Source organism: Agromyces bracchium (assembly GCF_009709675.1).
Classification (GTDB): domain Bacteria; phylum Actinomycetota; class Actinomycetes; order Actinomycetales; family Microbacteriaceae; genus Agromyces; species Agromyces bracchium.
Genome location: NZ_WMLB01000019.1, coordinates 25,682 through 49,277 on the forward strand (window position 1 = coordinate 25,682; position 23,596 = coordinate 49,277).

Below are 23,596 nucleotides of genomic sequence, written 5' to 3' on the forward strand. Positions count from 1 at the left end.
ACGTTCCCCGGCCACGAAACCGGGTGACTCGCGCCGCAGATCCGATGCGCAAGGGAGATTCCGTTTGTCCGAGCAGAACTTTGACCTCGTCATCCTCGGAGGCGGCAGCGGAGGGTACGCAGCGGCGCTGCGCGCCGTCCAGCTCGGCCTCAGCGTGGCCCTCGTCGAGAAGGACAAGCTCGGCGGCACGTGCCTGCACCGGGGCTGCATCCCGACGAAGGCGCTCCTGCACGCGGCCGAGGTGGCCGACAACTCGCGCGAGTCGGAGAAGTTCGGCGTCAAGTCCAGCTTCGAGGGCATCGACGTCGCCGCGGTGACGCGGTACCGCGAGGGCATCGTCTCGAGCAAGTTCAAGGGACTGCAGGGCCTCATCAAGGCGCGCGGCATCACGGTGTTCGAGGGCGAGGGCCGCCTCGAGGGCCCCAAGACCGTCGTCGTCGGCGACGAGCGCCTCACCGGGAAGAACGTGGTCCTCGCCACCGGCTCGTACTCGCGCTCGCTTCCCGGCCTCGACATCGCCGGTCGCGTCATCACGAGCGAGCAGGCCCTCGAGCTCGACTTCGTCCCGAGCAAGGTCGCGATCCTCGGCGGCGGGGTCATCGGCGTGGAGTTCGCCAGCGTCTGGCGTTCCTTCGGCGCCGAGGTCACGATCATCGAGGCGCTCCCCCACCTCGTCCCGAACGAGGAGGAGTCGATCTCGAAGCAGCTCGAGCGCGCGTTCCGCAAGCGCGGCATCGAGTACAAGCTCGGCGTGCGCTTCCAGGGGGTCACGCAGCACGACGACGGCGTCGTCGTCACGCTCGAGAACGGCGACACCGTCGAGGCCGAGCTCCTGCTCGTCGCCGTCGGTCGCGGCCCGGTCACCCAGAACCTCGGCTACGAGGAGGCCGGCGTCACCGTCGACCGCGGCTTCGTCATCACGAACGAGCGCCTCGAGACGAGCGTTCCCGGCGTCTACGCCGTGGGCGATATCGTTCCCGGACTCCAGCTCGCCCACCGCGGATTCCAGCAGGGCATCTTCGTCGCCGAGGAGATCGCGGGCCTGAACCCGATCATCGTGGAAGACGTCAACATCCCGAAGGTCACGTACTGCGAGCCCGAGGTCGCCTCGGTCGGCTACACCGAGGCGCGCGCGGCCGAGAAGTTCGGCGCCGACCAGGTGTCCTCCTACGAGTACAACCTCGCCGGCAACGGCAAGAGCCACATCCTCGAGACGAGCGGATCGATCAAGGTCGTCCGCGTCAACGACGGCCCCGTGGTCGGCGTGCACATGATCGGCGCCCGCGTGGGCGAGCTCATCGGCGAAGCCCAGCTCGCCGTGAACTGGGAGGCGTACCCCGAGGACATCGCCCCCCTGATCCACGCGCACCCGACGCAGAACGAGGCGCTCGGCGAGGCGTTCCTGAAGCTCGCCGGCAAGCCGCTCCACGCGCTCTGACCCCGTCGCGCCGAAATACGACTGCAATAAGCTAGAACGCGTCACACGCTGTGAAGGAGACAAGCGAATGAGCGAATCCGTCAGCCTCCCGGCACTCGGCGAGAGTGTCACCGAGGGCACGGTCACCCGCTGGCTGAAGAACGTGGGAGACCGGGTCGAGGTCGACGAGCCGCTGCTCGAGGTTTCGACCGACAAGGTCGACACCGAGATCCCGTCGCCCGTCGCGGGCGTCATCGAGGCGATCCTCGTCCAGGAGGATGAGACCGTCGAGGTCGGCACTGCGCTCGTGACCATCGGCGACGGCTCGGGCGGCGGCGAGGCACCCGCCGAGCAGCCGCAGGCCGAGGCCGCGCCGGAGGCTCAGGCCGCGCCCGAGGCCGAGGCCGCGCCGGCTCCGGCCCCCGCTCCGCAGGAGGCCCCCGCGCCGCAGCCCGTCGCGCAGGAGGCTCCGGCTCAGCCCGCTCCCGCCCCGCAGGAGGCACCGGCACAGCAGGCGCCGCCCGCCGCTCCGGCTCCGGCCCCGCAGCAGGCGCCCGCCCAGGAGGCCCCTGCTCAGCCTGCGGCCCCGGTTCAGCCCGCTCCGGCGCCCGAGCAGGCACCGGCGGCGCAGCCCGCGGCCCCCGCTCCGACCCCGGTAGCGGAGCAGGCTCCGACCGCCCAGCAGGGCGGCGCGCACGCCGGCACCTCCGGCTACGTGACCCCGATCGTCCGCAAGCTCGCAAACGAGCAGGGCGTCGACCTCGCGTCGGTGACCGGTACCGGCGTCGGCGGGCGCATCCGCAAGCAGGACGTAATCTCGGCGGGTGCCCCCGCTCCCGCGGGCGAGGCCCCCGCACCGAAGGCCGAGCGCCAGCCGCTCGAGACCTCCCCGCTGCGCGGCACCACGCAGCCGATGACGCGCCTGCGCAAGGTCGTCGCCGAGCGCGCGGTCGTCTCGATGCAGTCGACGGCTCAGCTCACCTCGGTCGTCGAGGTCGACGTCACCCGCGTGGCGCGCCTGCGCGACCGCGTCAAGGGCACGTTCCAGGAGAAGACCGGGACCAAGCTCTCCTTCCTGCCCTTCTTCGCGCTGGCCGCGGTCGAGGCGCTCCGCGCGTACCCGATCATCAACTCGACGGTCGACGGCGACGCCATCGTCTACCCGGAGCGCGAGAACCTGAGCATCGCGGTCGACACCGAGCGGGGCCTGCTCACGCCGGTCGTGCGCGACGCGGGCGAGCTCGACATCGCCGGTCTCGCCGCGCAGATCGCCGACCTGGCCGAGCGCACCCGCAACAACCAGCTCAAGCCCGACGAGCTCGCGGGTGGCACGTTCACGCTGACCAACACCGGCTCGCGCGGCGCGCTGTTCGACACGCCGGTCGTGTTCCTGCCGCAGACCGCGATCCTCGGCACAGGCGTCGTCGTCAAGCGTCCGGTCGTGATCTCCGAGGACGGCTCAGACGCGATCGCGATCCGCTCGATGGTCTACCTCGCGCTGTCCTACGATCACCGCATCATCGACGGCGCCGACGCCGCCCGCTTCCTGACGGCGGTCAAGGCTCGCCTCGAAGAGGGCGACTTCGAGGGCGACCTCGGCATCTAGTCGAACCATTCCCGCAGACGCCAACCGGCCTCGCTCCGCATCATGAGGAGCGAGGCCGGTTCGCGTTCACCCGCGAACGGCACGCTCAGAACGATCGCGTCGCCGAGCTCCGCGGTGACCGAGATCGCCGAGAGGTCGGCCGTCTCCACTGGAATCGGCTCGCTCGACGCGATCGCGGCCAGGTCACGCGCCTCGATCGGAGCGCCGGGTTGCGCGTACGCTGCGATGCACGCCAGGTCGCGGCCCGCGAGGCATCCCGCCCGGATCTCGAGCAGCGAGGCCGCTGCCTCGACCGGATCAGCCTGCGCTGTCCCGATCGCGCCGTCGTCGGCCTCTCCGTCGCCCGGCTCCACCGCGGCGGCGATCTCCGACGCGCCACCGGTCTCCGCCCAGTCCGCCGGCGGCGAGGTCGTCGGTGGTCCGGATGCCGTCGCGACCGGCGACCGGTCCGCGACCTCGGAGCCGCCTGCACCAGCGGCAGCCGGCGGCACGGCGGTGAGCAGCAGGACGAGTGCGCCCGCACCCACGAAGCCGCCCGTGGCGAGCACCGCCGGACGGCGTCGGATCCACGCCGCGACGCGCCGGCGCGCGGCCGCGCCGGCCCCTCCGCCGATCGCCTCCCCCAGCCCATCGGCGAGCCCGGGCAGTTGCGCCAGCTCGGCCAGCCGGCGTGCGGCACTCCGTCGTCTCCCGCCCGAACCGAGCGGGGTCGGGTCGTTTGCGAACGGCTCGGAGCCGGTCGAGAGGGCGTGCGGCGACTCGACCGCAGCGTCGAGGGTCGTGCGATCGAGTCCGATCGGGACCGGCACCGCACGCGACGGCAGGGTGCCGGCGTAGGCCGGTCGGATCGGGACGACGAGCGGGGTCGGCTCGGCGACGGCGAACAGGGCGCGCTCGATCGCTTCGTGGTCAGGAAGGAACGGGCGCTCGTGCAGCATGCCGCGCGCCAGCTCGATCGGCGAGTGGAATCGCTCGGGTGCGCTCGACGCGGCCACGACCGTCTCCATCAGGGCGAGGAGCGCCGCATGCGCCCGCCGTGTGCGCTCGCTGCGCTCCGGAGCGGCGACGCGTGCGTCGGTACGCTCGAGCGCACCCAGGCCGATCAGGCGCGGACGACCGATCCCGTCGACGAGCACGTCGGACGGCGCGAGGCGGCAATGGACGAGACCACGGCGCCCGAGGTCTCGGGTGGCGACCACGAGCGGCGCGAGCGCGGTCACGACCTGCCCGGGCGAGAGGTCCGCCGCCTCGAGCATCGACGCGAGCGACCGGCCGTCGATGCGTTCGACGACGACGCAGGCGCGCCCGTCCGCCAGCGTCGCGAGGTCGAGAAGGCGGGGCACGGTTCCGGTGGGATCGTGCTCCATGGCCTCGATCTCGATCGAGATCGCCTCGTCATCGGCGGCGCCGTCGTAGACGCGCACGACGACGAGCACGGGCGCGGGGTCGGGTTCGTCGGGCGACCCGCCGGTGGGTCGCTCGACGACCGCGAGGTGCACGTCGGCTCGCTCGCCCCACGCGAGCCGCCGAAGCAGCCGATACCCCGCGAGCACCGCGGACGGCGTGCTCGGCGGGTCTGCGGTCGGAGGGCCGGGAACGGGGTCGATGCGGTGGGGACCGCCGGAGCGGGCCGTGCGTCGCGAACGGAGGGCCATGGGGACCGACGATGCCGCAGGGCTGCGTGCGCGCGGTGCGACCGGACCGCGCATCGTGGACGACGGCTCCGCCGACCGGACGGTGGAGGACGGGACGCCGCCTAGACTGGACGGCATGCTCGACTACGTCGACACGGGGCTAAGCGCCAACTCCGTGCCGTACAGCGAGGGCCTCGCCCTCCAGCGCGCCGTCCATCAGGCGGTGGTCTCCGGTCAGCGACCGGACACCGTCATCCTCCTCGAACACGAGCCGGTCTACACCGCCGGCAAGCGGACCTCCCCCGACGAACGACCGGTCGACGGCACTCCCGTCGTCGATGTCGACCGCGGTGGCAAAATCACCTGGCATGGTCCGGGCCAGCTCGTCGGTTACCCGATCCTTCGCCTCGCCGAACCGATCGACGTCGTGGGCTACGTCCGCCGTCTCGAGGGCGTGCTGATCGACGTCCTCGCCGAGTTCGGCATCGACGGCCGCCGGGTCGACGGTCGGTCGGGCGTATGGATCGTCCACGACGGCGTCGAGGAGAAGATCGCCGCGATCGGGATCCGCGTCGCTGAGGGCGTGACCATGCACGGTTTCGCGCTCAACTGCTCGAACTCGCTCGTGCCCTATACAAAGATCGTCGCGTGCGGCATCCGCGATGCCGGTGTGACCACCATGTCGCGCGTGCTCGGACGGACCGTGACGCCGGCCGACGTCGCCGACACGGTGCGTGAACGCCTCGACGCCGAGTTCGCCCCGGCGGTGGCCGCATGAGCGCCGATCCCGGCGGGCGGCGGATGCTTCGCCTCGAGGTCCGCAACGCCGAGACCCCGATCGAGCGCAAGCCCGAGTGGATCAAGACGCGCGCGAAGATGGGCCCGGAGTACCGGCAGCTCCAGCAGCTCGTCAAGAGCGAGGAGCTGCACACGGTCTGCCAGGAGGCGGGCTGCCCGAACATCTACGAGTGCTGGGAGGACCGCGAGGCGACCTTCCTCATCGGCGGATCGCAGTGCACCCGGCGGTGCGACTTCTGCCAGATCGACACCGGAAAGCCCGCGGACTACGACGTCGACGAGCCGCGTCGCGTCGCCGAGTCCGTGGTCCGGATGCAGCTGCGCTACTCGACCGTCACGGGCGTCGCGCGCGACGACCTGCCCGACGAGGGCGCCTGGCTGTACGCCGAGACGATCCGCCAGATCCACGCCCAGTCCCCCGGGACCGGCGTGGAGATCCTCGTGCCCGACTTCTCGGGGAATCCCGAGCTGCTCGGCGAGGTGTTCTCCGCTCGGCCCGAGGTGTTCGCGCACAACGTCGAGACGGTCCCGCGCATCTTCAAGCGGATCCGCCCCGCCTTCCGCTACGAGCGGTCGCTCGATGTGATCACGCAGGGCCGCGACGCGGGACTGATCACGAAATCCAACCTGATCCTCGGCATGGGCGAGGAGCGTGCGGAGGTCTCGCAGGCGCTCCGCGACCTGCACGATGCCGGCACCGACATCATCACCATCACGCAGTACCTCCGCCCGAGCCCTCGCCACCTGCCGGTCGCGCGATGGGTGCGTCCGGAGGAGTTCGTGGAGATGAAGGCCGAGGCCGAGGAGATCGGCTTCCTCGGGGTCCTCGCCGGGCCGCTCGTCCGCTCCTCGTACCGCGCCGGACGCCTCTGGGCGCAGTCGATGCACGCGAAGGGCCGCGAGCTCCCGCCGGAACTCGCGCACCTCGCCGACGCATCGCTCGGATTCGCCCAGGCGGTCGGCTGAACGAGGCCGCGTACGACGGATGGCACGGGGCCGCACGGATCCGCGACTCGCGGTCCGAGCGGCCCCGTCGCCGCCGGTATCCTTGACGCATGGCACGCACCAAGGACGCCGGGTCCGCTCCCAAGCCCCCGAAGGAGCCCGGCCGCATGAAGCAGATGTGGCAGGTCTTCCAGATGACCCGCCGCTACGACTCCAGCGCACAGTGGCTCATGCTCCTCGGCTTCCTGGCGCCGGTCGCCGTCGGCCTCGGCCTCGCCCTGTGGCTGAGCGGCGGCAACGGCTTCACGATCGCCCTCTGGATCATCGCGGGCGTCCTCGCGGGCCTGCTCATCGCGCTGGTGATCCTCGGTCGCCGCGCGGAGCGCGCCGCCTACTCGCAGATCGACGGCCAGCCCGGTGCGGTCGGCGCGGTGCTCAGGAGCGGGCTCCGTGGCAGCTGGGTCGGCAACGAGATGCCGGTCGCGGTGAACGGCAAGACGCAGGATGCTGTCTACCGCGCCGTGGGGCGCGGCGGCGTCGCACTGATCAGCGAAGGGCCCCGTTCGCGGACCGAGCGCATGCTCGCCGACGAGAAGCGCAAGGTCGAGCGCGTGCTCCCGAACGTTCCCGTGACCACGCTCTCGGTCGGGCACGAGGTGGGCTCGGTCGAGCTGCACCGCCTCGCCGCGACGCTCCGGAAGACCAAGCGCAGCCTCACCAAGCCCGAGGTGCTCGCGGTCACGAACCGCCTCAACTCGCTCCAGGCGCCGCTGCCCATCCCGAAGGGCGTCGACCCGATGCGGGTGCGCCCGCAGCGCGGTCGCATGCGCTGACCTCCGACGACTCCCCGCGGCATCCGTTCACCAGAGCGGATGCCGCGGTCGTCTGCGCCCTCACCGCTCGTCGGGCACGCCCGACCGGTCAGGCGCGGATCAGGACCGTGCCGGCGACCTTGTCGTGGAAGCCGCGTTGGTCGGAGTCCCAGACGAGCGCGGGCACGACGACGACGAGAAGGAGCGTGCGGACGATCGGGCGCCAGAGCCCGACCCATCCCCCGCGGATCGGCACGACGCGCATCCCGAGCAGGCGATGGCCGACGCTTCCCCCGATCGTGGGGATGAAGAGGACCTGCATCAGCGCGAAGATGCCGAGCGTCGCCCACGACTGCGCCGTCGACGCGTAGGGGCCGACGAGCAGAGCGATGACGTTCGCGATGAGCCAGTCGACCATGAGCGCCGCGATGCGGCGGCCGATGCGCCCGACCGAGCCGATGCCCTCCTCGGGGAGGCCGAGGCGTTCGCCCGGATACGTGCTGGGTGGGATGTCGCCGGTCGGCGTCGCGGGGTCTGGCACCGCACGAGTCTACCGATCGGCCACCGTGTAACACGGTCGAAACATCGGTGTCATGGGAGGGAAACCCCGTCCGGATAGCGTCGCAACCGGTCGAACGACTGCGTCCTCGCCCTCAACCTTCCCTTGGAGCACCGTCACATGTTCAGTGATTCTTCCGAAGTCCTCAAGTTCATCAAGGAGACGGACGTCAAGTTCCTCGACATCCGCTTCACCGACCTCCCGGGTGTGCAGCAGCACTTCAACATCCCGGCCTCCACCGTCGACGAGGACTTCTTCACCGTCGGCCAGCTGTTCGACGGCTCGTCGATCCGCGGTTTCGCGTCGATCCACGAGTCCGACATGCAGCTCATCCCCGACGTCTCGACGGCCTACATCGACCCGTTCCGCGCCGAGCGGACCCTGATCATGGTCTTCGACATCTACAACCCCCGCAACGGCGAGATCTACGGCAAGGACCCGCGCCAGGTCGCCAAGAAGGCCGAGAAGTACCTCGCCTCGACCGGCATCGCCGACACCGCGTTCTTCGCCCCCGAGGCCGAGTTCTACATCTTCGACGACGTGCGCTACGAGGTGAAGCAGAACGCGAGCTTCTACTCGGTCGACTCCAGCGAGGGCGCCTGGAACTCGGGTCGCGCCGAAGAGGGCGGCAACCTCGCCAACAAGACCGCGTACAAGGGCGGCTACTTCCCCGTCTCGCCGGTCGACCAGCACGCCGACCTCCGCGACGACATCGTGCTCAAGCTCATCGAGGCCGGCCTCGAGGTCGAGCGCTCGCACCACGAGGTCGGCACCGCCGGCCAGGGCGAGATCAACTACAAGTTCGACACGATGGTCCACGCTGCGGACGACATCCTGAAGTTCAAGTACATCGTCAAGAACACCGCGAACGAGTGGGGCAAGACGGCGACGTTCATGCCGAAGCCGCTCTTCGGCGACAACGGCTCGGGCATGCACACCCACCAGTCGCTCTGGAACGACGGCAAGCCGCTGTTCTACGACGAGGCCGGCTACGGCGGCCTGTCCGACGTCGCTCGCTGGTACATCGGCGGCATCCTCCGCCACGCCCCCGCCCTGCTCGCCTTCACGAACCCGACGGTGAACTCGTACCACCGCCTCGTGCCGGGCTTCGAGGCCCCGGTCAACCTCGTGTACTCGGCGGGCAACCGCTCGGCGGCGATCCGCATCCCGATCACGGGCACGAACCCCAAGGCCAAGCGCATCGAGTTCCGCGCGCCGGATGCCTCGGGGAACCCCTACCTCGCCTTCGCCGCGCAGCTCATGGCCGGCCTCGACGGCATCAAGAACCGCATCGAGCCGCACGAGCCCGTCGACAAGGACCTCTACGAGCTCCCGCCCGAGGAGGCCAAGGCCATCCCGCAGGTGCCGGGTTCGCTCGACGCCGTGCTCGACGCGCTCGAGGCCGACCACGACTTCCTCCTCGAGGGCGGCGTGTTCACCAAGGAGCTCATCGAGACCTGGATCGACTACAAGCGCGAGAAGGAGCTGAAGCCGCTGGCCCAGCGTCCGCACCCGTTCGAGTTCGAGCTGTACTACGGCGTCTAGACTCTCTCCCCCATCCCCCCAGAGAGCCGAGGGCCCGTGTCGCGTTCTGCGACACGGGCCCTCGTGTCGTCCCGGGTCGACGGGGGCCGATCGGGTCCGGGCGCGTCGATGCGTCCCGGCCGGGGCCGGTCACCGGGACGCCGATCGCTCAGCCGACCGTCGGCTCGCGCCGCGGCTGGGCGCCGTAGAATCCGCGTTCGAACACCGCACGCGCGCGACGCGTGACCGCCAGGTAGTCGTGTTCGAGGGCCGTCGCCGAACCCGGCGGATAGCCCATGATCCGGGCGATGCCCTCGAGCTGCGTGCGTTCGACCGGCAGCACGTCGGTGGTCTTGTCGAGCCAGAGCGTCAGCGCCGAGCGAGCGCGCGAGGCCATGATCCAGGCGGCCCGCAGGGTCTCGGCATCGGACGCGCCGACCAGTCGCGCCTCGACGGAGGCTGAGAGCGCGTCGAGCGTCGAGGTGGTGCGCAGCGCCGGAACCTCCGCCGCGTGCTCGAGCTGGATGAGCTGGACGAACCACTCGACGTCGCTCAGCGAGCCGCGGCCGAGCTTCAGGTGCCTCGTCGGATCCGCGCCCTGCGGGAGGCGCTCGTTCTCGACGCGCGCCTTGATCCGCTTGACCTCCCGCACCTCCTGGTCGGCGATGCCGCTCGGGTACCGGACCGTGTCCGCCAGTTCGGTGAAGTCGTCGACGAGTGCGGGATCGCCGGCGACGCCGCGCGCCCGGAGCAGCGCCTGGGCCTCCCAGGTGAGCGACCAGCGGGCGTAGTAGGCGCGGTACGCCTCGAGCGAACGCGCGACGACGCCGTTGCGGCCCTCGGGGCGGAGCCCCGCATCGAGCTCGAACGGAAGCCGGGCGTCCTCGCTCGTCCGCACGAGCTCGGACACGATCTTCAGGGCGCGCGTGTGCGCCGCGTCGGGCTCGGCGGTCGTCGCGCGGTAGACGTACAGGATGTCGGCATCGGAGGCGATGCCGAGCTCCCGCCCGCCGAACCGGCCCATGCCGATCACGGCGAACTCGATGCCGTCGTCGCCACGGCGGATGGCGCGGAGCAGCGACTCGAGGTGGGCCTCGACGACGTCGCTGAGCCCGTACCCCAGCTCCTCCACCGTGCACACGTCGAGGATCGCCGCGAGGGCGAGCCGGAGGACCTCGCGGCGCCGCATCGCGCGGAGCACCTTCGCCGCGGCATCCAGCTCGCCGTGACGGGCGAGGACCGCGTCGCCTTCCTCGCGGAGCGCCGACAGCGGACGCGGCCGGAGTTCGTCGACGTCCTCCAGCCATGCGACCGCCTCGGGGATGCGTTCGAGGAGTTCGCCCGCGAAGCGGGATCCGGAGAGCACGCGCGTGAGGCGCAGCGCCGCATCGGATGAGTCGCGCAGCAGTCGCAGGTACCAGTGCGTCGTGCCGAGGGCGTCGCTGATCCGGCGGAACGCGAGCAGGCCGTAGTCGGGGTCGGCGCCGCCGGCGAACCACGAGATCAGCACGGGCATGAGGTGGCGCTGGATCGTGGCGCGCCGTGAGACGCCCGCCGTCAGGGCGGCGATGTGCGCCAACGCGCCGCGCGGGTCCGTGAACCCGATCGCTGCCAGGCGCGCCTCGGCCTGCGCGCTCGTGAGCTCGAGCCCCTCGGCGGGCAGGGCCGCGACCGCCGACAGCAGCGGGCGGTAGAACAGTCGCTCGTGCAGGCCCCGGACGCGGCGACGGGTCGCCTGCCAGGCCTCGGTGAGCTCGCCCGACGTGCGTGCAAGACCCGACGCGCGTGCGAGCACGCGGCGGTCCGCGTCGTCGCGCGGCATCAGGTGCGTGCGGCGGAGTCGAGCGAGCTGCAGGCGGTGCTCGAGGACGCGGAGCACCCGGTAGTCGCGCGAGAACTCGGCGGCCTCCTCGCGGCCGACGTAGCCGTGCTCGGCGAGCGCCGCGAGGGCCGGCAGGGTCCCGGCCTGGCGGATCGCCTCGTCGGTCGCGCCGTGGACGAGTTGGAGGAGCTGGACGGTGAACTCGATGTCGCGGAGTCCGCCGGGCCCGAGCTTCAGCTGGACGTCGACCTCGTCGGACGGGATGTGGTCGGTCACGCGCTCCCGCATGCGCTGCACCGATTCGACGAAGCCCTCGCGCGACGAGCTGGCCCAGACCTTCGGTGCGACCCCGGCCGCGTAGCGCGCGCCGAGTTCCGCGTCGCCCGCGATCGGCCGGGCCTTCAGCAGGGCCTGGAACTCCCAGCTCTTCGCCCACCGGTCGTAGTACTGCAGGTGCGACTCGAGCGTGCGCACGAGCGCGCCGTCCTTGCCCTCGGGGCGGAGGTTCGGGTCGACCTCCCAGAGGGGCGGCTCGATGCCCGGCTCGCCGATGGCGCGCATCATCGCCATCGCGAGCTTCGTCGCGATCTCGAGTGCCCGAGCGCTCGACGCGACCTCCTCGTCGGCGGATTCCGCGACGAAGATGACGTCGACGTCGCTGACGTAGTTGAGCTCGCGCGCGCCGGCCTTGCCCATTCCGATGACGGCCAGGCGCGTTCCGGCGACCTCGGCCGCCGGATACCGGCCGGGGGCCGCCGGCTCCCCCGCCTCGCGGCCGGCGACCCGGCGCGCCAGGTGGAGCGCCGCCTCGATCGCGCCGCCGGCGAGGTCCGCGAGTCCCGACGCAACGGTGTCGAGCGCGTCGACCGCGTCGTTGCGGGTGAGGTCCCAGATCGCGACGGCGGCCAGCAGCCGTCGATACCGAACGCGCAGCGCGCGTGCTCCGGCATCCGCCAGCTGCGAGACGGGCGCGTCGACGGATGCCGCGACCGCGACCAGCTCGGACGCGGCCTCCTCGGCCGACGGGGGCGGCGTCGGCGGCGCGTGCAGGAGAGAGAGCTCGTCGAGGTTCCTGAGGAAGAACTCGGCGAACCCGCGGGATGCGCCGAGCAGGCGCGCCGCCCGGTCGAGTGCGCTCGGATCGCGGACGATCGCGGCGACCGGCTCCGACGAGCGCTCGTGGAGGCGGAGGAGTTCGGCGAGCGCCAGGTCGGGGGCGGCCGCGGCGCCCAGCGCGTCGACCAGGGCCTCCGGCTCGACCCCCGCGGCATCCGCGAGCTCCGCCGAATGCGCTGCGGCGAGGTCGAGGTCGGCGAATCCGGCGCGCGCGAGCGCTCCGAGGGTCGGGGCGGTGCGCGTCATCCGGTGCCGGCCGTCAGAGGATCTCGAGGTTGCGCTGCAGCTCGAAGGGCGTGACCTGCGTGCGGTAGTCGCGCCACTCGGCGCGCTTGTTCGCGAGCACGTAGTTGAAGACGTGCTCGCCGAGCGTGTCGGCGACGAGCTCGGAGGTCTCCATGTACTCGATCGCGTGGTCGAGGCTCGCCGGCAGCGGCCGGTACCCGAGCGCGCGACGCTCGCTGTCGGTCAGCGCCCACACGTCGTCCTCGGCCTCCGAGGGGAGCTCGTAGCCCTCCTCGATGCCCTTGAGCCCGGCGGCGAGGAGCAGCGAGAACGCCAGGTAGGGGTTCGCGGCGGAGTCGATGGCACGGTACTCGACGCGCGCGCTCTGCCCCTTGTTCGGCTTGTACAGCGGCACGCGGACGAGGGCCGAGCGGTTGTTGTGGCCCCAGCAGATGAAGCTCGGCGCCTCATCGCCGCCCCAGAGCCGCTTGTACGAGTTCACGAACTGGTTCGTGACGGCCGAGATCTCGTTCGCGTGGCGGAGGAGGCCCGCGATGAACTGACGGCCGATCTTGGAGAGCTGGTACTGCGCACCGGGCTCGTAGAACGCATTCGCGTCGCCCTCGAAGAGGGAGAGGTGCGTGTGCATGCCCGAGCCGGGCTTGTCGGAGAACGGCTTCGGCATGAACGTCGCGTAGACGCCCTGTTCGATCGCCACCTCCTTCACGACCGTGCGGAAGGTCATGATGTTGTCGGCCGTGGTGAGGGCGTCGGCGTAGCGGAGGTCGATCTCGTTCTGACCCGGGCCCGCCTCGTGGTGGCTGAACTCGACCGAGATGCCGAGGTCTTCCAGCATCCGGACGGAGCGTCGACGGAAGTCGTGCGCGGTGCCGCCCGGAACGTTGTCGAAGTACCCGGCCGAGTCGACCGGCTGCGGCCCCTCGGGCCCGTACTTCGACGACTTGAGGAGGTAGAACTCGATCTCGGGGTGGGTGTAGAACGTGAACCCGGCGTCGGCGGCCCGAGCGAGCGTGCGCTTCAGCACGTTCCGCGGATCGGCGACGGCCGGCTCCCCGTCGGGCGTCGTGATGTCGCAGAACATGCGCGCCGTCGGGTCGATGTCGCCGCGCCAGGGCAGCGTCTGGAACGTCGTCGGGTCGGGGAAGGCGAGCAGGTCGGACTCGAAGGTCCGGCTGAGGCCCTCGATCGCGGAGCCGTCGAACCCGATGCCCTCGGTGAACGCGCCCTCGACCTCGGCCGGCGCGATCGCGACCGACTTCAGGGTGCCGACGACGTCGGTGAACCAGAGCCTGACGAACTTGACTCCTCGTTCCTCGATGGTCCGGAGAACGAAGTCGCGCTGCTTGTCCATGCACACCCTTCCTCGATGCTCTCAGCGTAGTCGGTCGGGCTCGGCCGCCCCGCCCGGATGACGCCCGCGCTGTGCGAGACTGGCGCCATGTCCGACCACGCATCCGACGGCGCAGCGACCCCCTCAGAGCCCCCCGTGGCCGAGAACCCCTACGGCGGCGCATCGAGCACTCCCAGCGGGCCGAAGCGCGTCCGCACCCGGCACTTCCAGACCGCCAAGCGCGACGGCATCAAGATCACGGGGCTCACGAGCTACGACCAGCTCACCGCGCGGATCTTCGACGAGGCGGGCATCGACTTCCTGCTCGTCGGCGACTCGGCGGGCAACAACGTGCTCGGCTACGAGACCACGCTGCCCGTCACCGTCGACGAGCTCATCCCGCTGACGCGCGCGGTCGCCGGCGCGGTCGAGCGCGCGTTCGTCATCGCCGACATGCCGTTCGGCTCGTACGAGAACGGCCCCGACGAGGCGCTGCACACCGCCATCCGCTTCATGAAGGAGGCCGGCGCGCACGCGGTCAAGCTCGAGGGCGGCGAGCGCAGCCAGAAGCAGATCCGCCGCATCGTCGGCGCCGGCATCCCGGTCATGGCGCACATCGGCTACACGCCGCAGAGCGAGCACGGCCTCGGCGGCCACATCATCCAGGGCCGGGGCGAGGGCGTCAAGCAGCTGCTCGCCGATGCGAAGGCGATCCAGGACGCGGGCGCGTTCGCGGTCGTCCTCGAGATGGTGCCGGCCGACGCCGCGCGCCAGGTCACCGAGCTCCTGCACATCCCGACGATCTCGGTCGGCGGCGGCCCGCACTGCGACGGGCAGCTGCTCGTGTGGACCGACTGGGCGGGCCTCACGACCGGCCGCATCCCGCGGTTCGTCAAGCAGTACGCGAACCTCGCCGGGGTCCTCGGCGACGCCGCGCGAGCGTGGGCGGCGGATGTCGCATCGGGCGCCTACCCGACGGAGGAGCACTCGTACTGACGAGCCATCGGGCCCGTCGGCACGGGCGTCACTCCTCGGCGGCGTCCTCCTCGGCCCACTTCGCGCTGTTCGCGCGGAGGATCTCCAGCGCCTGCTCGGCCTCGGCGCGCGTCTCGAACGGACCCACGCGCTCGACGGCCGGCGAGACGAACCCCTCCTCGACCTCACCGGTGTTGAGGTTGTACCAGAACTGATGCTCCACGTCCCTCGACATAGGCTGATCCTATGCCCAAGGACCCCGCCGGCCGTCTGATCCCCGGCCGACTCTCGCCCCTGCGCGCCGTGCCGGCGTCGATCCCCCGGCCCGAGTACGTGGGCCGCGCGGCCCCCTCCCCGAACACGGGCGGCGACCGGTACTCGCCCGACGAGGTCGAGCGCATCCGCGCGGCCGGGCGCGTCGCAGCGGGCGCGATCGAGGCCGCCGCCGCCGCCATCGGTCCCGGCGTGACGACCGACGAGCTCGACCGCATCGCGCACGAGTACGTCGTCGCGCACGGCGCCTACCCGTCGACGCTCGGCTACCGCGGGTACCCCAAGTCGTCGTGCACGTCGGTCAACGAGGTGATCTGCCACGGCATCCCCGACGACACCGTGCTCGCCGACGGCGACCTCGTGAACCTCGACGTGACCGCCTTCCTCGACGGCATGCACGGCGACACGAACGCGACGTTCGTGGTCGGCGAGGCCGACGAGGAGACCCGGTTGCTCGTCGATCGCACGCGAGAGGCGCTCGCCCGAGGCATCCGCGCCGTCGCCCCGGGCCGGCAGGTGAACGTCATCGGCCGCGCGATCGAATCGTACGCGAAGCGCTTCGGCTACGGCGTGGTGCGCGACTACACCGGGCACGGCGTGGGGCGGGCCTTCCACACCGGGCTCGTGGTCCCGCACTTCGACGACCCGACCGCCACCACGGTGCTCGAGACGGGCATGGTCTTCACGATCGAGCCGATGCTGACGCTCGGGACGACCGAGTGGGACCTCTGGGAGGACGACTGGACGGTCGTCACGCGCGACCGGTCGCTGACGGCGCAGTTCGAGCACACGCTCGTCGTGACCGAGCGGGGCGCGGAGATCCTCACGCTGCCGTGACCGCGACACCCGCCGGCCGGGTCGTCACCGACCGTGCGACGGCCGCGCGGTATCGTGGCGCCATGGCGACTGAGCGTGCGATCGGCATCGACATCGGCGGAACCGGCATCAAGGGCGCGGTGGTCGATCTGGGCACGGGCGAGCTCGTCACCGAGCGCATCAAGGTGAAGACCCCGCCCGGCGGTCGCCCGGCCGACATCCTAGCGGCGACCGGCGAGCTCCTGTCGGAGGTCGCCGACCGCGGCCACTCGTCGTTGCCGCTCGGCGTGTGCTTCCCCGCCATCGTCAAGCACGGCCGCACGCTCTCCGCCGCGAACGTCTCCGACGAGTGGATCGGGCTCGAGGCCGAGCGCATGTTCGAGAAGGAGCTCCGCAGCGAGATCCACTTCATCAACGACGCGGATGCCGCCGGCTACGCCGAGGCGAAGTTCGGAGCCGCCAAGGACGAGGACGGCCTGGTCATCCTCACGACGCTCGGCACCGGGATCGGTTCGGCCCTGATCTTCGACGGCGTCGTGGTGCCGAACACCGAGCTCGGCCACATCGAGCTCGACGGCCACGACGCCGAGTCGCGTGCGGCGTACTCCGCTATGGAGCGCGAGGATCTCTCGTGGGAGCAGTGGGCGGAGCGGCTCCAGCGGTACTACTCGCACGTGGAGTTCCTGTTCTCCCCCGACCTCTTCGTCGTCGGCGGCGGCGTCTCGAAGCACCACGAGCACTTCCTGCCGATGCTCGACCTGAAGACCCCGATCGTGCCGGCGGTGCACCGCAACAACGCGGGGATCCTCGGGGCCGCGGCGCTCGCGGCGCGGTTCTGAGCGCGCCCATGACGGCTGGGTGCGAGCGGGCCGGCTGATACGCCGGGTTCTGTTCACCGGGCGCTTGCGCGACACCGGCTGGACGGCCATCTCTCTCGGAGCTGCGTCGCCGCAGCCCTCCAGCGGCCTACCCGGGAACGGGACGGGCAGCCCCATCGTTCCCTGTCTGGCCTTGCTCCGGACGAGGTTTACCGAGCCGACCGCGTCACCGCGGTCGCTGGTGGGCTCTTACCCCACCGTTTCACCCTTACCCCGGGCCGAGGCCCGAGGCGGTCTGCTTTCTGTGGCACTGTCTCGCGGGTCACCCCGGGTGGGCGTTACCCACCGTCCTGCCCTGCGGAGCCCGGACGTTCCTCGGCGCCCGATCGCTCGGGCGACGCGGCCGTCTTGCCGACCCGCTCGCCCTCCAAGGCTACCGCGCCGACGCGAGCACGTGGGTCGGCGCGGGTGTCAGAGCCCCGACTCGCCCGTGCGCACCAGGATCCGGTCGCACTCCGGGCACTGCACGAGCTCCTCGTCCGCCGCGCGACGCACGGCTTCGAGGTCGGATCCCGTGAGGGTGATGGTGCAGCCCCCGCACGTCCGCTGCCGGAGCAGGGCGGCGCCGATGCCGCCGCCGCGGACGCGACGGTCCTCGTAGAAGCGGAGCAGGTCGTCGGGGAGCGTCGACGCGATCGTCGCGCGATCGCGTTCGGCCTGCTCGCGCTCGGTGCCGAGCCCGCCTGCCGCTTCGTCGCGCGCCGCCTCGAGGGCCGCGGTCGACTCGGCGAGCTCGGCCCGTTCGCGATCGATCTCCGCGACGTGCGCCTCGGCGGCCTCGACCTTCTCCATCACGATGAGCTCGGCGTCCTCGAGGTCGCTCAGGCGCTTGCGGAGGGACACGAGCTCGGACTCGAGCGCCTGCACGTCCTTCATCGACGAGGTGTGCGTCAGCCGGTCGCCGTCGCGCGCGATGCGCTTCTCGACGACCTCGACGTCGGACTCGATGCGTCCGAGCTCGGTGCGCGCGTCCTCGAGGGTCCCGATGGCCTCGGCGCGGCGGCCGCGCACCGCGGTGTCGCGCTCGCCGAGCGAGGCGAGCTCGGCCGTCTGCGGGAGCGAGCGCAGGCGGTGCGCGAGCTGCTGCAGGCGCGTGTCGATGGCCTGGAGGCGGAGCAGCTGCTCCTGGTCGGCGGGGCTGGCCTTCACGTGGTGCTCCTCGTGGGGTTCGGGACTCGGTCGTCGGTCGTCGGGGCGGAGGTCGCGGGGGCGGTCATTGGACCACCTGGAAGTCCCACGGGTCGGTGCGGAGGTCGCTCACCGCGACCTCGAGGTCGGGGTGCGCCTTGCGCAGCTCGCGGGCCGCGGCATCCAGCCAGAGCCATTCGCTGGCCCAGTGCGAGACGTCGACGAGCGCCGGGCCACCGCCGAGCATCGCCTGCTCACGGGCCTCGGAGGCCGGATGGTGCCTGAGGTCGGCCGTGACGTACGCGTCGGCGGACCGCACCGCCTCGTGCGCGAGCAGCGAGTCGCCCGCTCCCCCGCAGACCGCGACGGTCTCGACCGCATCGTCGAACCCGCCGGCGACGCGCACGCCGGTCGCCGTGGGCGGAAGGATCTCCGCGAGGCGGCGGGCGAGCCGGCCGAGCGTCGTCGGCTCGGCGAGGCGCCCCACGCGACCGAGGCCGCGCGCGGCATCCGTCGCATTCGGCACGATCGGAACGGAGTCGACCAGGCCGAGGCGATCGGCGAGCACCGCTGAGGTCCCGGTCTCGACGATGTCGGCATTGGTGTGCGCGCCGACGAGCGCGCAATCGGCGCGGATGAGCTTGGCGAGCAGCGCGCCCTTGTAGCGGTCCTCGGCGATCGAGGTGACGCCGCGGAGCAGCAGCGGATGGTGCGCCACGATGAGGTCGGCACCGGAGTCGATCGCCTCGTCGACGGTCGACGCGACGGCGTCGACGGTGAGCAGCACGCGGGCGACCTCGCGCTCGGGGTCGCCGGTCACCAGACCGGGGGCGTCCCACGGCTCGGCGCCGGACACGGGCCAGAGTCGTTCCACGGTCGAGAGGACGTCGGCGAGGCGGACTGGCACCCACTCACCCTATCCGCCGCCGGGGGCTCCGGCCCGGCCAGTGGCCGACGATGGATCGGGGGTGGGCCCTGCCGGGCTCGAACCGACGACATCCACGGTGTAAGCGTGGCGCTCTACCAACTGAGCTAAAGGCCCTCGCCGCGTGCGGCGGCACTTCGATCGTAGCGTCGCGCGGACGCGGCATCCGCTCGCCCGGGCCTACCGCAGCGACGCGAGGGCCTCGCGGTACGCCTCGAGCGGGCGCGCCTCGCCCGCGGGCGCCTCGAACGACGAGCGGATGACGCCGTCGGCGCCGATTGCGAACGACGCGCGCCGCGCGAATCCGGCCTGCTCGTCGAACGCGCCGTATGCGCGCGCGACCGCGCCGTGCGGCCAGAAGTCGGAGAGCAGGCTCAGTCCGACTCCCTGCTCCTCAGCCCACGCCCGGAGGGCGTGCTTCGAATCGATCGAGGCCACGAACAGCTCGGCGCCCGAGGCCTCGAACATCGGCAGGGCGGCGTCCAGCTCGCCGAGTTCGCGCGTGCAGACGCGCGAGAACGCGAACGGCACGAACGCCAGGACCACCGGTCGGATGCCGCGCCGATCGGCCAGACGCTGCGGTGCGCCGTGCTGATCGGGCAGTGCGAACTCGGGGGCGAGCGCCCCGGGGCCGAGGATCACGAGCGCCTCCCTCGGGTTCCGGCTGGACGCGCGCCAGCCTAGCCCGCCATGCGTCCCCGTAGAATCACTAGGATGGCGTGGTGCCCCCGACCGTGACCCGGTCTTCGTCGTGCGCAACGCACGGTCAAGAGGCACGATCTGCTGAAGAGAGAGGTCGAGTGTGACTGTCAACGACCAGGACCCGTACTCGGTCGAGGCGATGGACTCCGATCCGGAGGAGACCAACGAGTGGGCGGAGTCCCTCGACGCCCTCGTCGCCGAGAAGGGCCACCAGCGCGGGCGCGAGATCATGCTCAGCCTGCTCAAGCGCTCGAAGGAGCTCCACCTCGGCGTCCCCATGGTGCCGACCACGGACTACCTGAACACGATCGCGCCGGAGAACGAGCCCGCCTTCCCCGGCGATGAGGAGCTCGAGCGCCGCTACCGCGCCTGGATCCGCTGGAACGCTGCGATGACCGTGCACCGCGCGCAGCGACCCGGCATCGGCGTCGGCGGCCACATCTCGACGTATGCATCGTCGGCCGCGCTCTACGAGGTCGGGTTCAACCACTTCTTCCGCGGCCAGGACCACCCCGGCGGCGGCGACCAGATCTTCATCCAGGGCCACGCCTCCCCCGGCACGTACGCGCGTGCGTTCCTCGAGGGCCGGCTCTCCACCGACCAGCTCGACGGCTTCCGCCAGGAGAAGTCGCACGCGCCGGCAGGCCTCTCGTCGTACCCCCACCCGCGCCTCATGCCGGAGTTCTGGCAGTTCCCGACCGTGTCGATGGGCCTCGGGCCGATCAACGCGATCTACCAGGCCCAGGCCAACAAGTACCTCACCAACCGCGGCATCAAGGACGCCTCCGACCAGCACGTCTGGGCGTTCCTCGGCGACGGCGAGATGGACGAGGTCGAGAGCCGCGGCCAGCTCCAGGTCGCGGCGAACGAGGGCCTCGACAACCTCACCTTCGTCATCAACTGCAACCTGCAGCGCCTCGACGGCCCGGTCCGCGGCAACGGCAAGATCATCCAGGAGCTCGAGAGCTTCTTCCGCGGCGCCGGCTGGAACGTCATCAAGGTCGTCTGGGGCCGCGAGTGGGACGACCTGCTCGCCCGCGACCACGACGGCGCGCTCCGCAACCTCATGAACGTCACGCCCGACGGCGACTACCAGACCTACAAGGCGGAGTCGGGCGCGTACGTGCGCGAGAACTTCTTCGGCCGCGACCCGCGCGCGCTCGAGCTCGTCAAGGACCTCTCCGACGAGCAGATCTGGAACCTCAAGCGCGGCGGTCACGACTACCGCAAGGTCTACGCGGCGTTCAAGGCGGCGACCGAGCACACGGGCCAGCCCACCGTCATCCTCGCCAAGACCATCAAGGGCTACGGCCTCGGTCCGGCCTTCGAGGGTCGCAATGCGACGCACCAGATGAAGAAGATGACGCTGGACAACCTGAAGACGTTCCGCGACACCATGCGCATCCCGATCTCCGACGCGCAGCTGGAGGAGAACCCCTACCTGCCGCCGTACTACCACCCGGGCCACGACGACGAGGCGATCCAGTACCTCCACGAGCGTCGCCGCGAGCTCGGCGGCTACCTTCCCGAGCGCCGCTCGAACCACACCGCGATCTCGCTGCCCGACGACTCGGCGTACGCGATCGCGAAGAAGGGCTCGGGCACGCAGGAGATCGCGACGACCATGGCGTTCGTCCGGCTCCTGAAGGACCTCATGCGGTCGAAGGACTTCGGCAACCGCATCGTCCCGATCATCCCCGACGAGGCCCGCACCTTCGGCATGGACGCGTTCTTCCCGAATGCGAAGATCTACAACCCGATGGGCCAGCACTACACGTCGGTCGACCGCGAGCTGCTCCTGGCCTACAAGGAGAGCCCGCAGGGCCAGATCGTCCACGTCGGCATCAACGAGGCGGGCGCGCTCGCCGCGTTCACGGCCGTCGGCACGTCGTACTCGACGCAGGGCGAGCCGCTCATCCCGATCTACGTCTTCTACTCGATGTTCGGGTTCCAGCGCACGGGCGATGCGATGTGGGCGGCCGGCGACCAGATGGCGCGCGGCTTCATCATCGGTGCGACGGCCGGCCGGACCACACTCACGGGCGAGGGCCTGCAGCACGCCGACGGCCACTCGCCCCTCCTCGCGGCGACGAACCCCGCGGTCGTCTCCTACGACCCGGCGTACGGCTACGAGATCGGGCACATCATGCGCTCGGGCCTCGACCGCATGTACGGGGGCACCCATGCCGACCCGAACGTCATGTACTACCTGACGGTCTACAACGAGCCGCTCGTGCAGCCCGCCGAGCCCGAGTCGGTCGACGTGGACGGCATCGTCCGCGGCATCCACCGCATCTCCGAGGGTTCGGGCGAGGGCCCGAAGGCCCAGCTCCTCGCCTCGGGCGTGGCGGTGCCGTGGATCATCGAGGCGCAGCACCTGCTCGCGCAGGACTGGGGCATCTCGGCCGACGTGTGGTCGGTGACCAGCTGGTCGGAGCTCGCGCGCGACGGCCTCCGTGCCGACGAGCACAACTTCCTCCACCCGGAGGCCGACCGCCACGTGCCGTACCTCACGCAGAAGCTCGCGGGCGCCCGCGGGCCGTTCGTCGCGGTCTCCGACTACATGCACGCCGTACAGGAGCAGATCCGTCCGTACGTGCCCGGCCAGTACGCGACGCTCGGCGCCGACGGCTTCGGCTTCTCCGACACGCGTCCGGCGGCCCGTCGCTTCTTCAAGATCGACGGCCCCTCGGTCGTGGTCCGGACCCTGCAGCTCCTCGCCGAGCGCGGCGAGGTCGATCGCTCGCTCCCGGCGCAGGCGATCGAGCGGTACCGGCTCCACGACGTGAACGCGGGCACGACCGGCAACGCCGGCGGCGAGAGCTAGCAGGCGTTCCGACGGTGGCGACGAAGCCCAGGACCAAGGCGGAGACCCTCGCATGGTTGCGAACCATCTCGGGTGAGCTCTCGACGCAGACGCTGAAGCGTCTGGAGGACACGCTGCCCTGGTACGGGGAGATGCCGCCGAGCCGTCGCTCGGCGGTGGGCCTCGTCGCGCAGGCCGGCATCTCGTCGTTCATCGCCTGGTTCGACGATCCGCGGTCGACGCCGTGGATCGCCGCCGACGTGTTCGGCGCGGCGCCGCGCGAGCTCCTCCGCTCGGTGAGCCTGCAGCAGACGCTGCAGCTCATCCGCGTCACGGTCGAGGTCGTCGAGGAGCGCGTGAAGGACGGCGGCGAGCCGCTGCGCGAGGCGATCCTGCTGTACTCGCGCGAGATCGCCTTCGCCGCCGCCGACGTCTACGCACGCGCCGCCGAGGCGCGCGGCCTCTGGGACGCGCGCCTCGAGGCGCTCGTCGTCGACTCGATCCTCTCGGGCGAGTACGACGACGAGCTGCCGAGCCGCATCGCGGCGCTCGGGTGGCACGGCCATGGCGAGGTCGCGGTGCTCGTCGGTACCGCGCCGAAGCTGTTCGACGTCGACCAGGTGCGCCGCGCGGCCCGTCACATGCATGCCGACGTGCTGATCGGGGTGCAGGGCAACCGACTCGTTGTCGTGATCGGTCGCGCAGAACCGCGCGGTGGCGAGTCCGACGAGCCCGTGGGCACCGCCCCGGCGCTGTCGTTCATGGAGATCGCGACGCAGCTCGAGTCGAACTTCGGCCCCGGCCACCTGGTGCTCGGGCACGAGGTGCCGAACCTCGTCGACGCGTCGAAGAGCGCGAAGGCGGCGCTGGCCGGCTTCGCCGTGGCGCGGTCGTGGCGGCACGCGCCGCGACCGGTGCACGCCGACGACCTGCTGCCCGAGCGCGCGCTCGCCGGCGACCCGCTCGCGCGGGCGACGCTCGTGCACCGCATCTACCGTCCACTGCAGGCGCACTCGACCGAGCTGCTCACGACGCTCTGGAGCTACCTCGACAACGGTCGATCGCTCGAGGCGACCGCACGCGAGCTGTTCGTCCACCCGAACACGGTCCGGTACCGCCTGAAGCGCGTCTCCGACGTGATCGGGTGGGATGCCACGGGCGCGCGCGAGGCCCTCATCCTGCAGTCGGCCCTCATCATCGGGTCGATGAGCGATCACGAGTCGACGCCGCGCCGCCGCCCCTCGAGCTGACCGGCGTATGTGCGGGCAGGACAAGGGTCCGACG

The 23,596-nt window shown here is 71.3% G+C and carries 19 protein-coding genes, 1 tRNA gene and 1 other RNA gene; 11 read left to right on the plus strand and 10 right to left on the minus strand.

Annotated elements, in window-relative coordinates:
- Window positions 1–64: 64 nt before the first annotated feature.
- Window positions 65–1,438 carry a dihydrolipoyl dehydrogenase gene (gene lpdA, locus GJ743_RS07400; protein WP_155051269.1) on the plus strand — a complete coding sequence of 458 codons (1,374 nt, stop codon included), beginning with the start codon at window positions 65–67 and terminating at the stop codon, window positions 1,436–1,438.
- 67 nt (window positions 1,439–1,505) lie between these two features.
- A complete protein-coding gene (sucB, locus tag GJ743_RS07405) occupies window positions 1,506–3,023 on the plus strand; it encodes a 2-oxoglutarate dehydrogenase, E2 component, dihydrolipoamide succinyltransferase (protein ID WP_155051270.1) in 1,518 nt (505 codons plus the stop codon).
- On the opposite strand, the gene GJ743_RS07410 is transcribed toward sucB, so the two are convergent.
- The gene (locus GJ743_RS07410) at window positions 3,020–4,678 is read right to left on the minus strand and encodes a serine/threonine-protein kinase (protein ID WP_155051271.1); all 1,659 of its coding nucleotides are present in this window, start codon (window positions 4,676–4,678) and stop codon (window positions 3,020–3,022) included. The genes sucB and GJ743_RS07410 overlap by 4 nt on opposite strands.
- Window positions 4,679–4,793: 115 nt before the next feature.
- Between GJ743_RS07410 and lipB the strand changes: the two genes are divergently transcribed.
- From lipB to GJ743_RS07425, 3 genes are all read left to right on the plus strand, one after another.
- A complete protein-coding gene (lipB, locus tag GJ743_RS07415; RefSeq protein WP_155051380.1) occupies window positions 4,794–5,435 on the plus strand; it encodes a lipoyl(octanoyl) transferase LipB in 642 nt (213 codons plus the stop codon).
- Window positions 5,432–6,421: a lipoyl synthase gene (gene lipA / locus GJ743_RS07420; RefSeq protein WP_155051272.1), complete on the plus strand. Its 990-nt coding sequence runs from the start codon at window positions 5,432–5,434 to the stop codon at window positions 6,419–6,421. The genes lipB and lipA overlap by 4 nt, the downstream gene beginning before the upstream one ends.
- Before the next feature lie 89 nt (window positions 6,422–6,510).
- Window positions 6,511–7,233 carry a DUF4191 domain-containing protein gene (locus GJ743_RS07425; protein ID WP_155051273.1) on the plus strand — a complete coding sequence of 241 codons (723 nt, stop codon included), beginning with the start codon at window positions 6,511–6,513 and terminating at the stop codon, window positions 7,231–7,233.
- A gap of 88 nt (window positions 7,234–7,321) precedes the next feature.
- Here GJ743_RS07425 and GJ743_RS07430 read toward each other — a convergent pair whose 3' ends face one another.
- The gene (locus GJ743_RS07430) at window positions 7,322–7,753 is read right to left on the minus strand and encodes an RDD family protein (RefSeq protein ID WP_328288905.1); all 432 of its coding nucleotides are present in this window, start codon (window positions 7,751–7,753) and stop codon (window positions 7,322–7,324) included.
- Window positions 7,754–7,891: 138 nt separating this feature from the next.
- On the opposite strand from GJ743_RS07430, the gene glnA reads away from it, so the two are divergent.
- The gene (gene glnA, locus GJ743_RS07435) at window positions 7,892–9,316 is read left to right on the plus strand and encodes a type I glutamate--ammonia ligase (protein ID WP_155051274.1); all 1,425 of its coding nucleotides are present in this window, start codon (window positions 7,892–7,894) and stop codon (window positions 9,314–9,316) included.
- Between the two features lie 148 nt (window positions 9,317–9,464).
- Here the strand turns inward: glnA and GJ743_RS07440 are convergent, their stop codons facing one another.
- Both GJ743_RS07440 and GJ743_RS07445 read right to left on the minus strand, forming a co-directional pair.
- Window positions 9,465–12,479, minus strand: a complete 3,015-nt coding sequence (locus tag GJ743_RS07440) for a bifunctional [glutamine synthetase] adenylyltransferase/[glutamine synthetase]-adenylyl-L-tyrosine phosphorylase (RefSeq protein ID WP_155051275.1) — start codon at window positions 12,477–12,479, stop codon at window positions 9,465–9,467.
- A 13-nt stretch (window positions 12,480–12,492) separates the two neighbouring features.
- Complete coding sequence (locus tag GJ743_RS07445) at window positions 12,493–13,830, minus strand: glutamine synthetase family protein (RefSeq protein ID WP_155051276.1); 1,338 nt, start codon at window positions 13,828–13,830, stop codon at window positions 12,493–12,495.
- Between the two features lie 87 nt (window positions 13,831–13,917).
- Here GJ743_RS07445 and panB point away from each other — a divergent pair, with 87 nt between their 5' ends.
- Window positions 13,918–14,805, plus strand: coding sequence for a 3-methyl-2-oxobutanoate hydroxymethyltransferase (gene panB, locus GJ743_RS07450; protein ID WP_155051277.1), 888 nt, complete (start codon window positions 13,918–13,920; stop codon window positions 14,803–14,805).
- Between the two features lie 28 nt (window positions 14,806–14,833).
- Here the strand turns inward: panB and GJ743_RS07455 are convergent, their stop codons facing one another.
- Entirely contained in the window at window positions 14,834–15,019 is a 186-nt protein-coding gene (locus tag GJ743_RS07455) for an SPOR domain-containing protein (protein WP_155051278.1), read from the minus strand.
- 11 nt (window positions 15,020–15,030) lie between these two features.
- On the opposite strand from GJ743_RS07455, the gene map reads away from it, so the two are divergent.
- Both map and ppgK read left to right on the plus strand, forming a co-directional pair.
- Window positions 15,031–15,894: a type I methionyl aminopeptidase gene (gene map / locus GJ743_RS07460; RefSeq protein WP_155051279.1), complete on the plus strand. Its 864-nt coding sequence runs from the start codon at window positions 15,031–15,033 to the stop codon at window positions 15,892–15,894.
- A gap of 62 nt (window positions 15,895–15,956) precedes the next feature.
- The gene (gene ppgK / locus GJ743_RS07465; RefSeq protein WP_155051280.1) at window positions 15,957–16,712 is read left to right on the plus strand and encodes a polyphosphate--glucose phosphotransferase; all 756 of its coding nucleotides are present in this window, start codon (window positions 15,957–15,959) and stop codon (window positions 16,710–16,712) included.
- A gap of 22 nt (window positions 16,713–16,734) precedes the next feature.
- On the opposite strand, the gene rnpB is transcribed toward ppgK, so the two are convergent.
- The 5 genes from rnpB to GJ743_RS07490 form a co-directional block, all read right to left on the minus strand.
- Window positions 16,735–17,110, minus strand: an RNA gene (rnpB, locus tag GJ743_RS07470) — RNase P RNA component class A.
- Window positions 17,111–17,162: 52 nt separating this feature from the next.
- Window positions 17,163–17,900, minus strand: coding sequence for a zinc ribbon domain-containing protein (locus tag GJ743_RS07475; RefSeq protein ID WP_328288906.1), 738 nt, complete (start codon window positions 17,898–17,900; stop codon window positions 17,163–17,165).
- A gap of 64 nt (window positions 17,901–17,964) precedes the next feature.
- Window positions 17,965–18,786: a Nif3-like dinuclear metal center hexameric protein gene (locus GJ743_RS07480; protein WP_328288907.1), complete on the minus strand. Its 822-nt coding sequence runs from the start codon at window positions 18,784–18,786 to the stop codon at window positions 17,965–17,967.
- Between the two features lie 62 nt (window positions 18,787–18,848).
- Window positions 18,849–18,921 (minus strand) — tRNA-Val (locus GJ743_RS07485).
- Between the two features lie 63 nt (window positions 18,922–18,984).
- On the minus strand, window positions 18,985–19,446 hold the full coding sequence (locus GJ743_RS07490; protein WP_328288908.1) for a peroxiredoxin: 462 nt from the start codon (window positions 19,444–19,446) through the stop codon (window positions 18,985–18,987).
- Between the two features lie 160 nt (window positions 19,447–19,606).
- On the opposite strand from GJ743_RS07490, the gene aceE reads away from it, so the two are divergent.
- Both aceE and GJ743_RS07500 read left to right on the plus strand, forming a co-directional pair.
- The gene (gene aceE / locus GJ743_RS07495) at window positions 19,607–22,333 is read left to right on the plus strand and encodes a pyruvate dehydrogenase (acetyl-transferring), homodimeric type (RefSeq protein WP_328288909.1); all 2,727 of its coding nucleotides are present in this window, start codon (window positions 19,607–19,609) and stop codon (window positions 22,331–22,333) included.
- A 14-nt stretch (window positions 22,334–22,347) separates the two neighbouring features.
- Entirely contained in the window at window positions 22,348–23,562 is a 1,215-nt protein-coding gene (locus tag GJ743_RS07500) for a PucR family transcriptional regulator (protein WP_376862052.1), read from the plus strand.
- Window positions 23,563–23,596: the final 34 nt, after the last annotated feature.

What these genes read in the sequence shown, in the direction of transcription:
- GJ743_RS07445 (WP_155051276.1), bottom strand. Translation starts at nt 13,830, where the DNA reads ATGGACAAGCAGCGCGACTTCGTTCTCCGGACCATCGAGGAACGAGGA.
- glnA (WP_155051274.1), top strand. Translation starts at nt 7,892, where the DNA reads ATGTTCAGTGATTCTTCCGAAGTCCTCAAGTTCATCAAGGAGACGGAC.
- panB (WP_155051277.1), top strand. Translation starts at nt 13,918, where the DNA reads ATGTCCGACCACGCATCCGACGGCGCAGCGACCCCCTCAGAGCCCCCC.
- ppgK (WP_155051280.1), top strand. Translation starts at nt 15,957, where the DNA reads ATGGCGACTGAGCGTGCGATCGGCATCGACATCGGCGGAACCGGCATC.
- lipB (WP_155051380.1), top strand. Translation starts at nt 4,794, where the DNA reads ATGCTCGACTACGTCGACACGGGGCTAAGCGCCAACTCCGTGCCGTAC.
- GJ743_RS07455 (WP_155051278.1), bottom strand. Translation starts at nt 15,019, where the DNA reads ATGTCGAGGGACGTGGAGCATCAGTTCTGGTACAACCTCAACACCGGT.
- GJ743_RS07440 (WP_155051275.1), bottom strand. Translation starts at nt 12,479, where the DNA reads ATGACGCGCACCGCCCCGACCCTCGGAGCGCTCGCGCGCGCCGGATTC.
- lipA (WP_155051272.1), top strand. Translation starts at nt 5,432, where the DNA reads ATGAGCGCCGATCCCGGCGGGCGGCGGATGCTTCGCCTCGAGGTCCGC.
- GJ743_RS07425 (WP_155051273.1), top strand. Translation starts at nt 6,511, where the DNA reads ATGGCACGCACCAAGGACGCCGGGTCCGCTCCCAAGCCCCCGAAGGAG.
- sucB (WP_155051270.1), top strand. Translation starts at nt 1,506, where the DNA reads ATGAGCGAATCCGTCAGCCTCCCGGCACTCGGCGAGAGTGTCACCGAG.
- map (WP_155051279.1), top strand. Translation starts at nt 15,031, where the DNA reads ATGCCCAAGGACCCCGCCGGCCGTCTGATCCCCGGCCGACTCTCGCCC.
- GJ743_RS07410 (WP_155051271.1), bottom strand. Translation starts at nt 4,678, where the DNA reads ATGGCCCTCCGTTCGCGACGCACGGCCCGCTCCGGCGGTCCCCACCGC.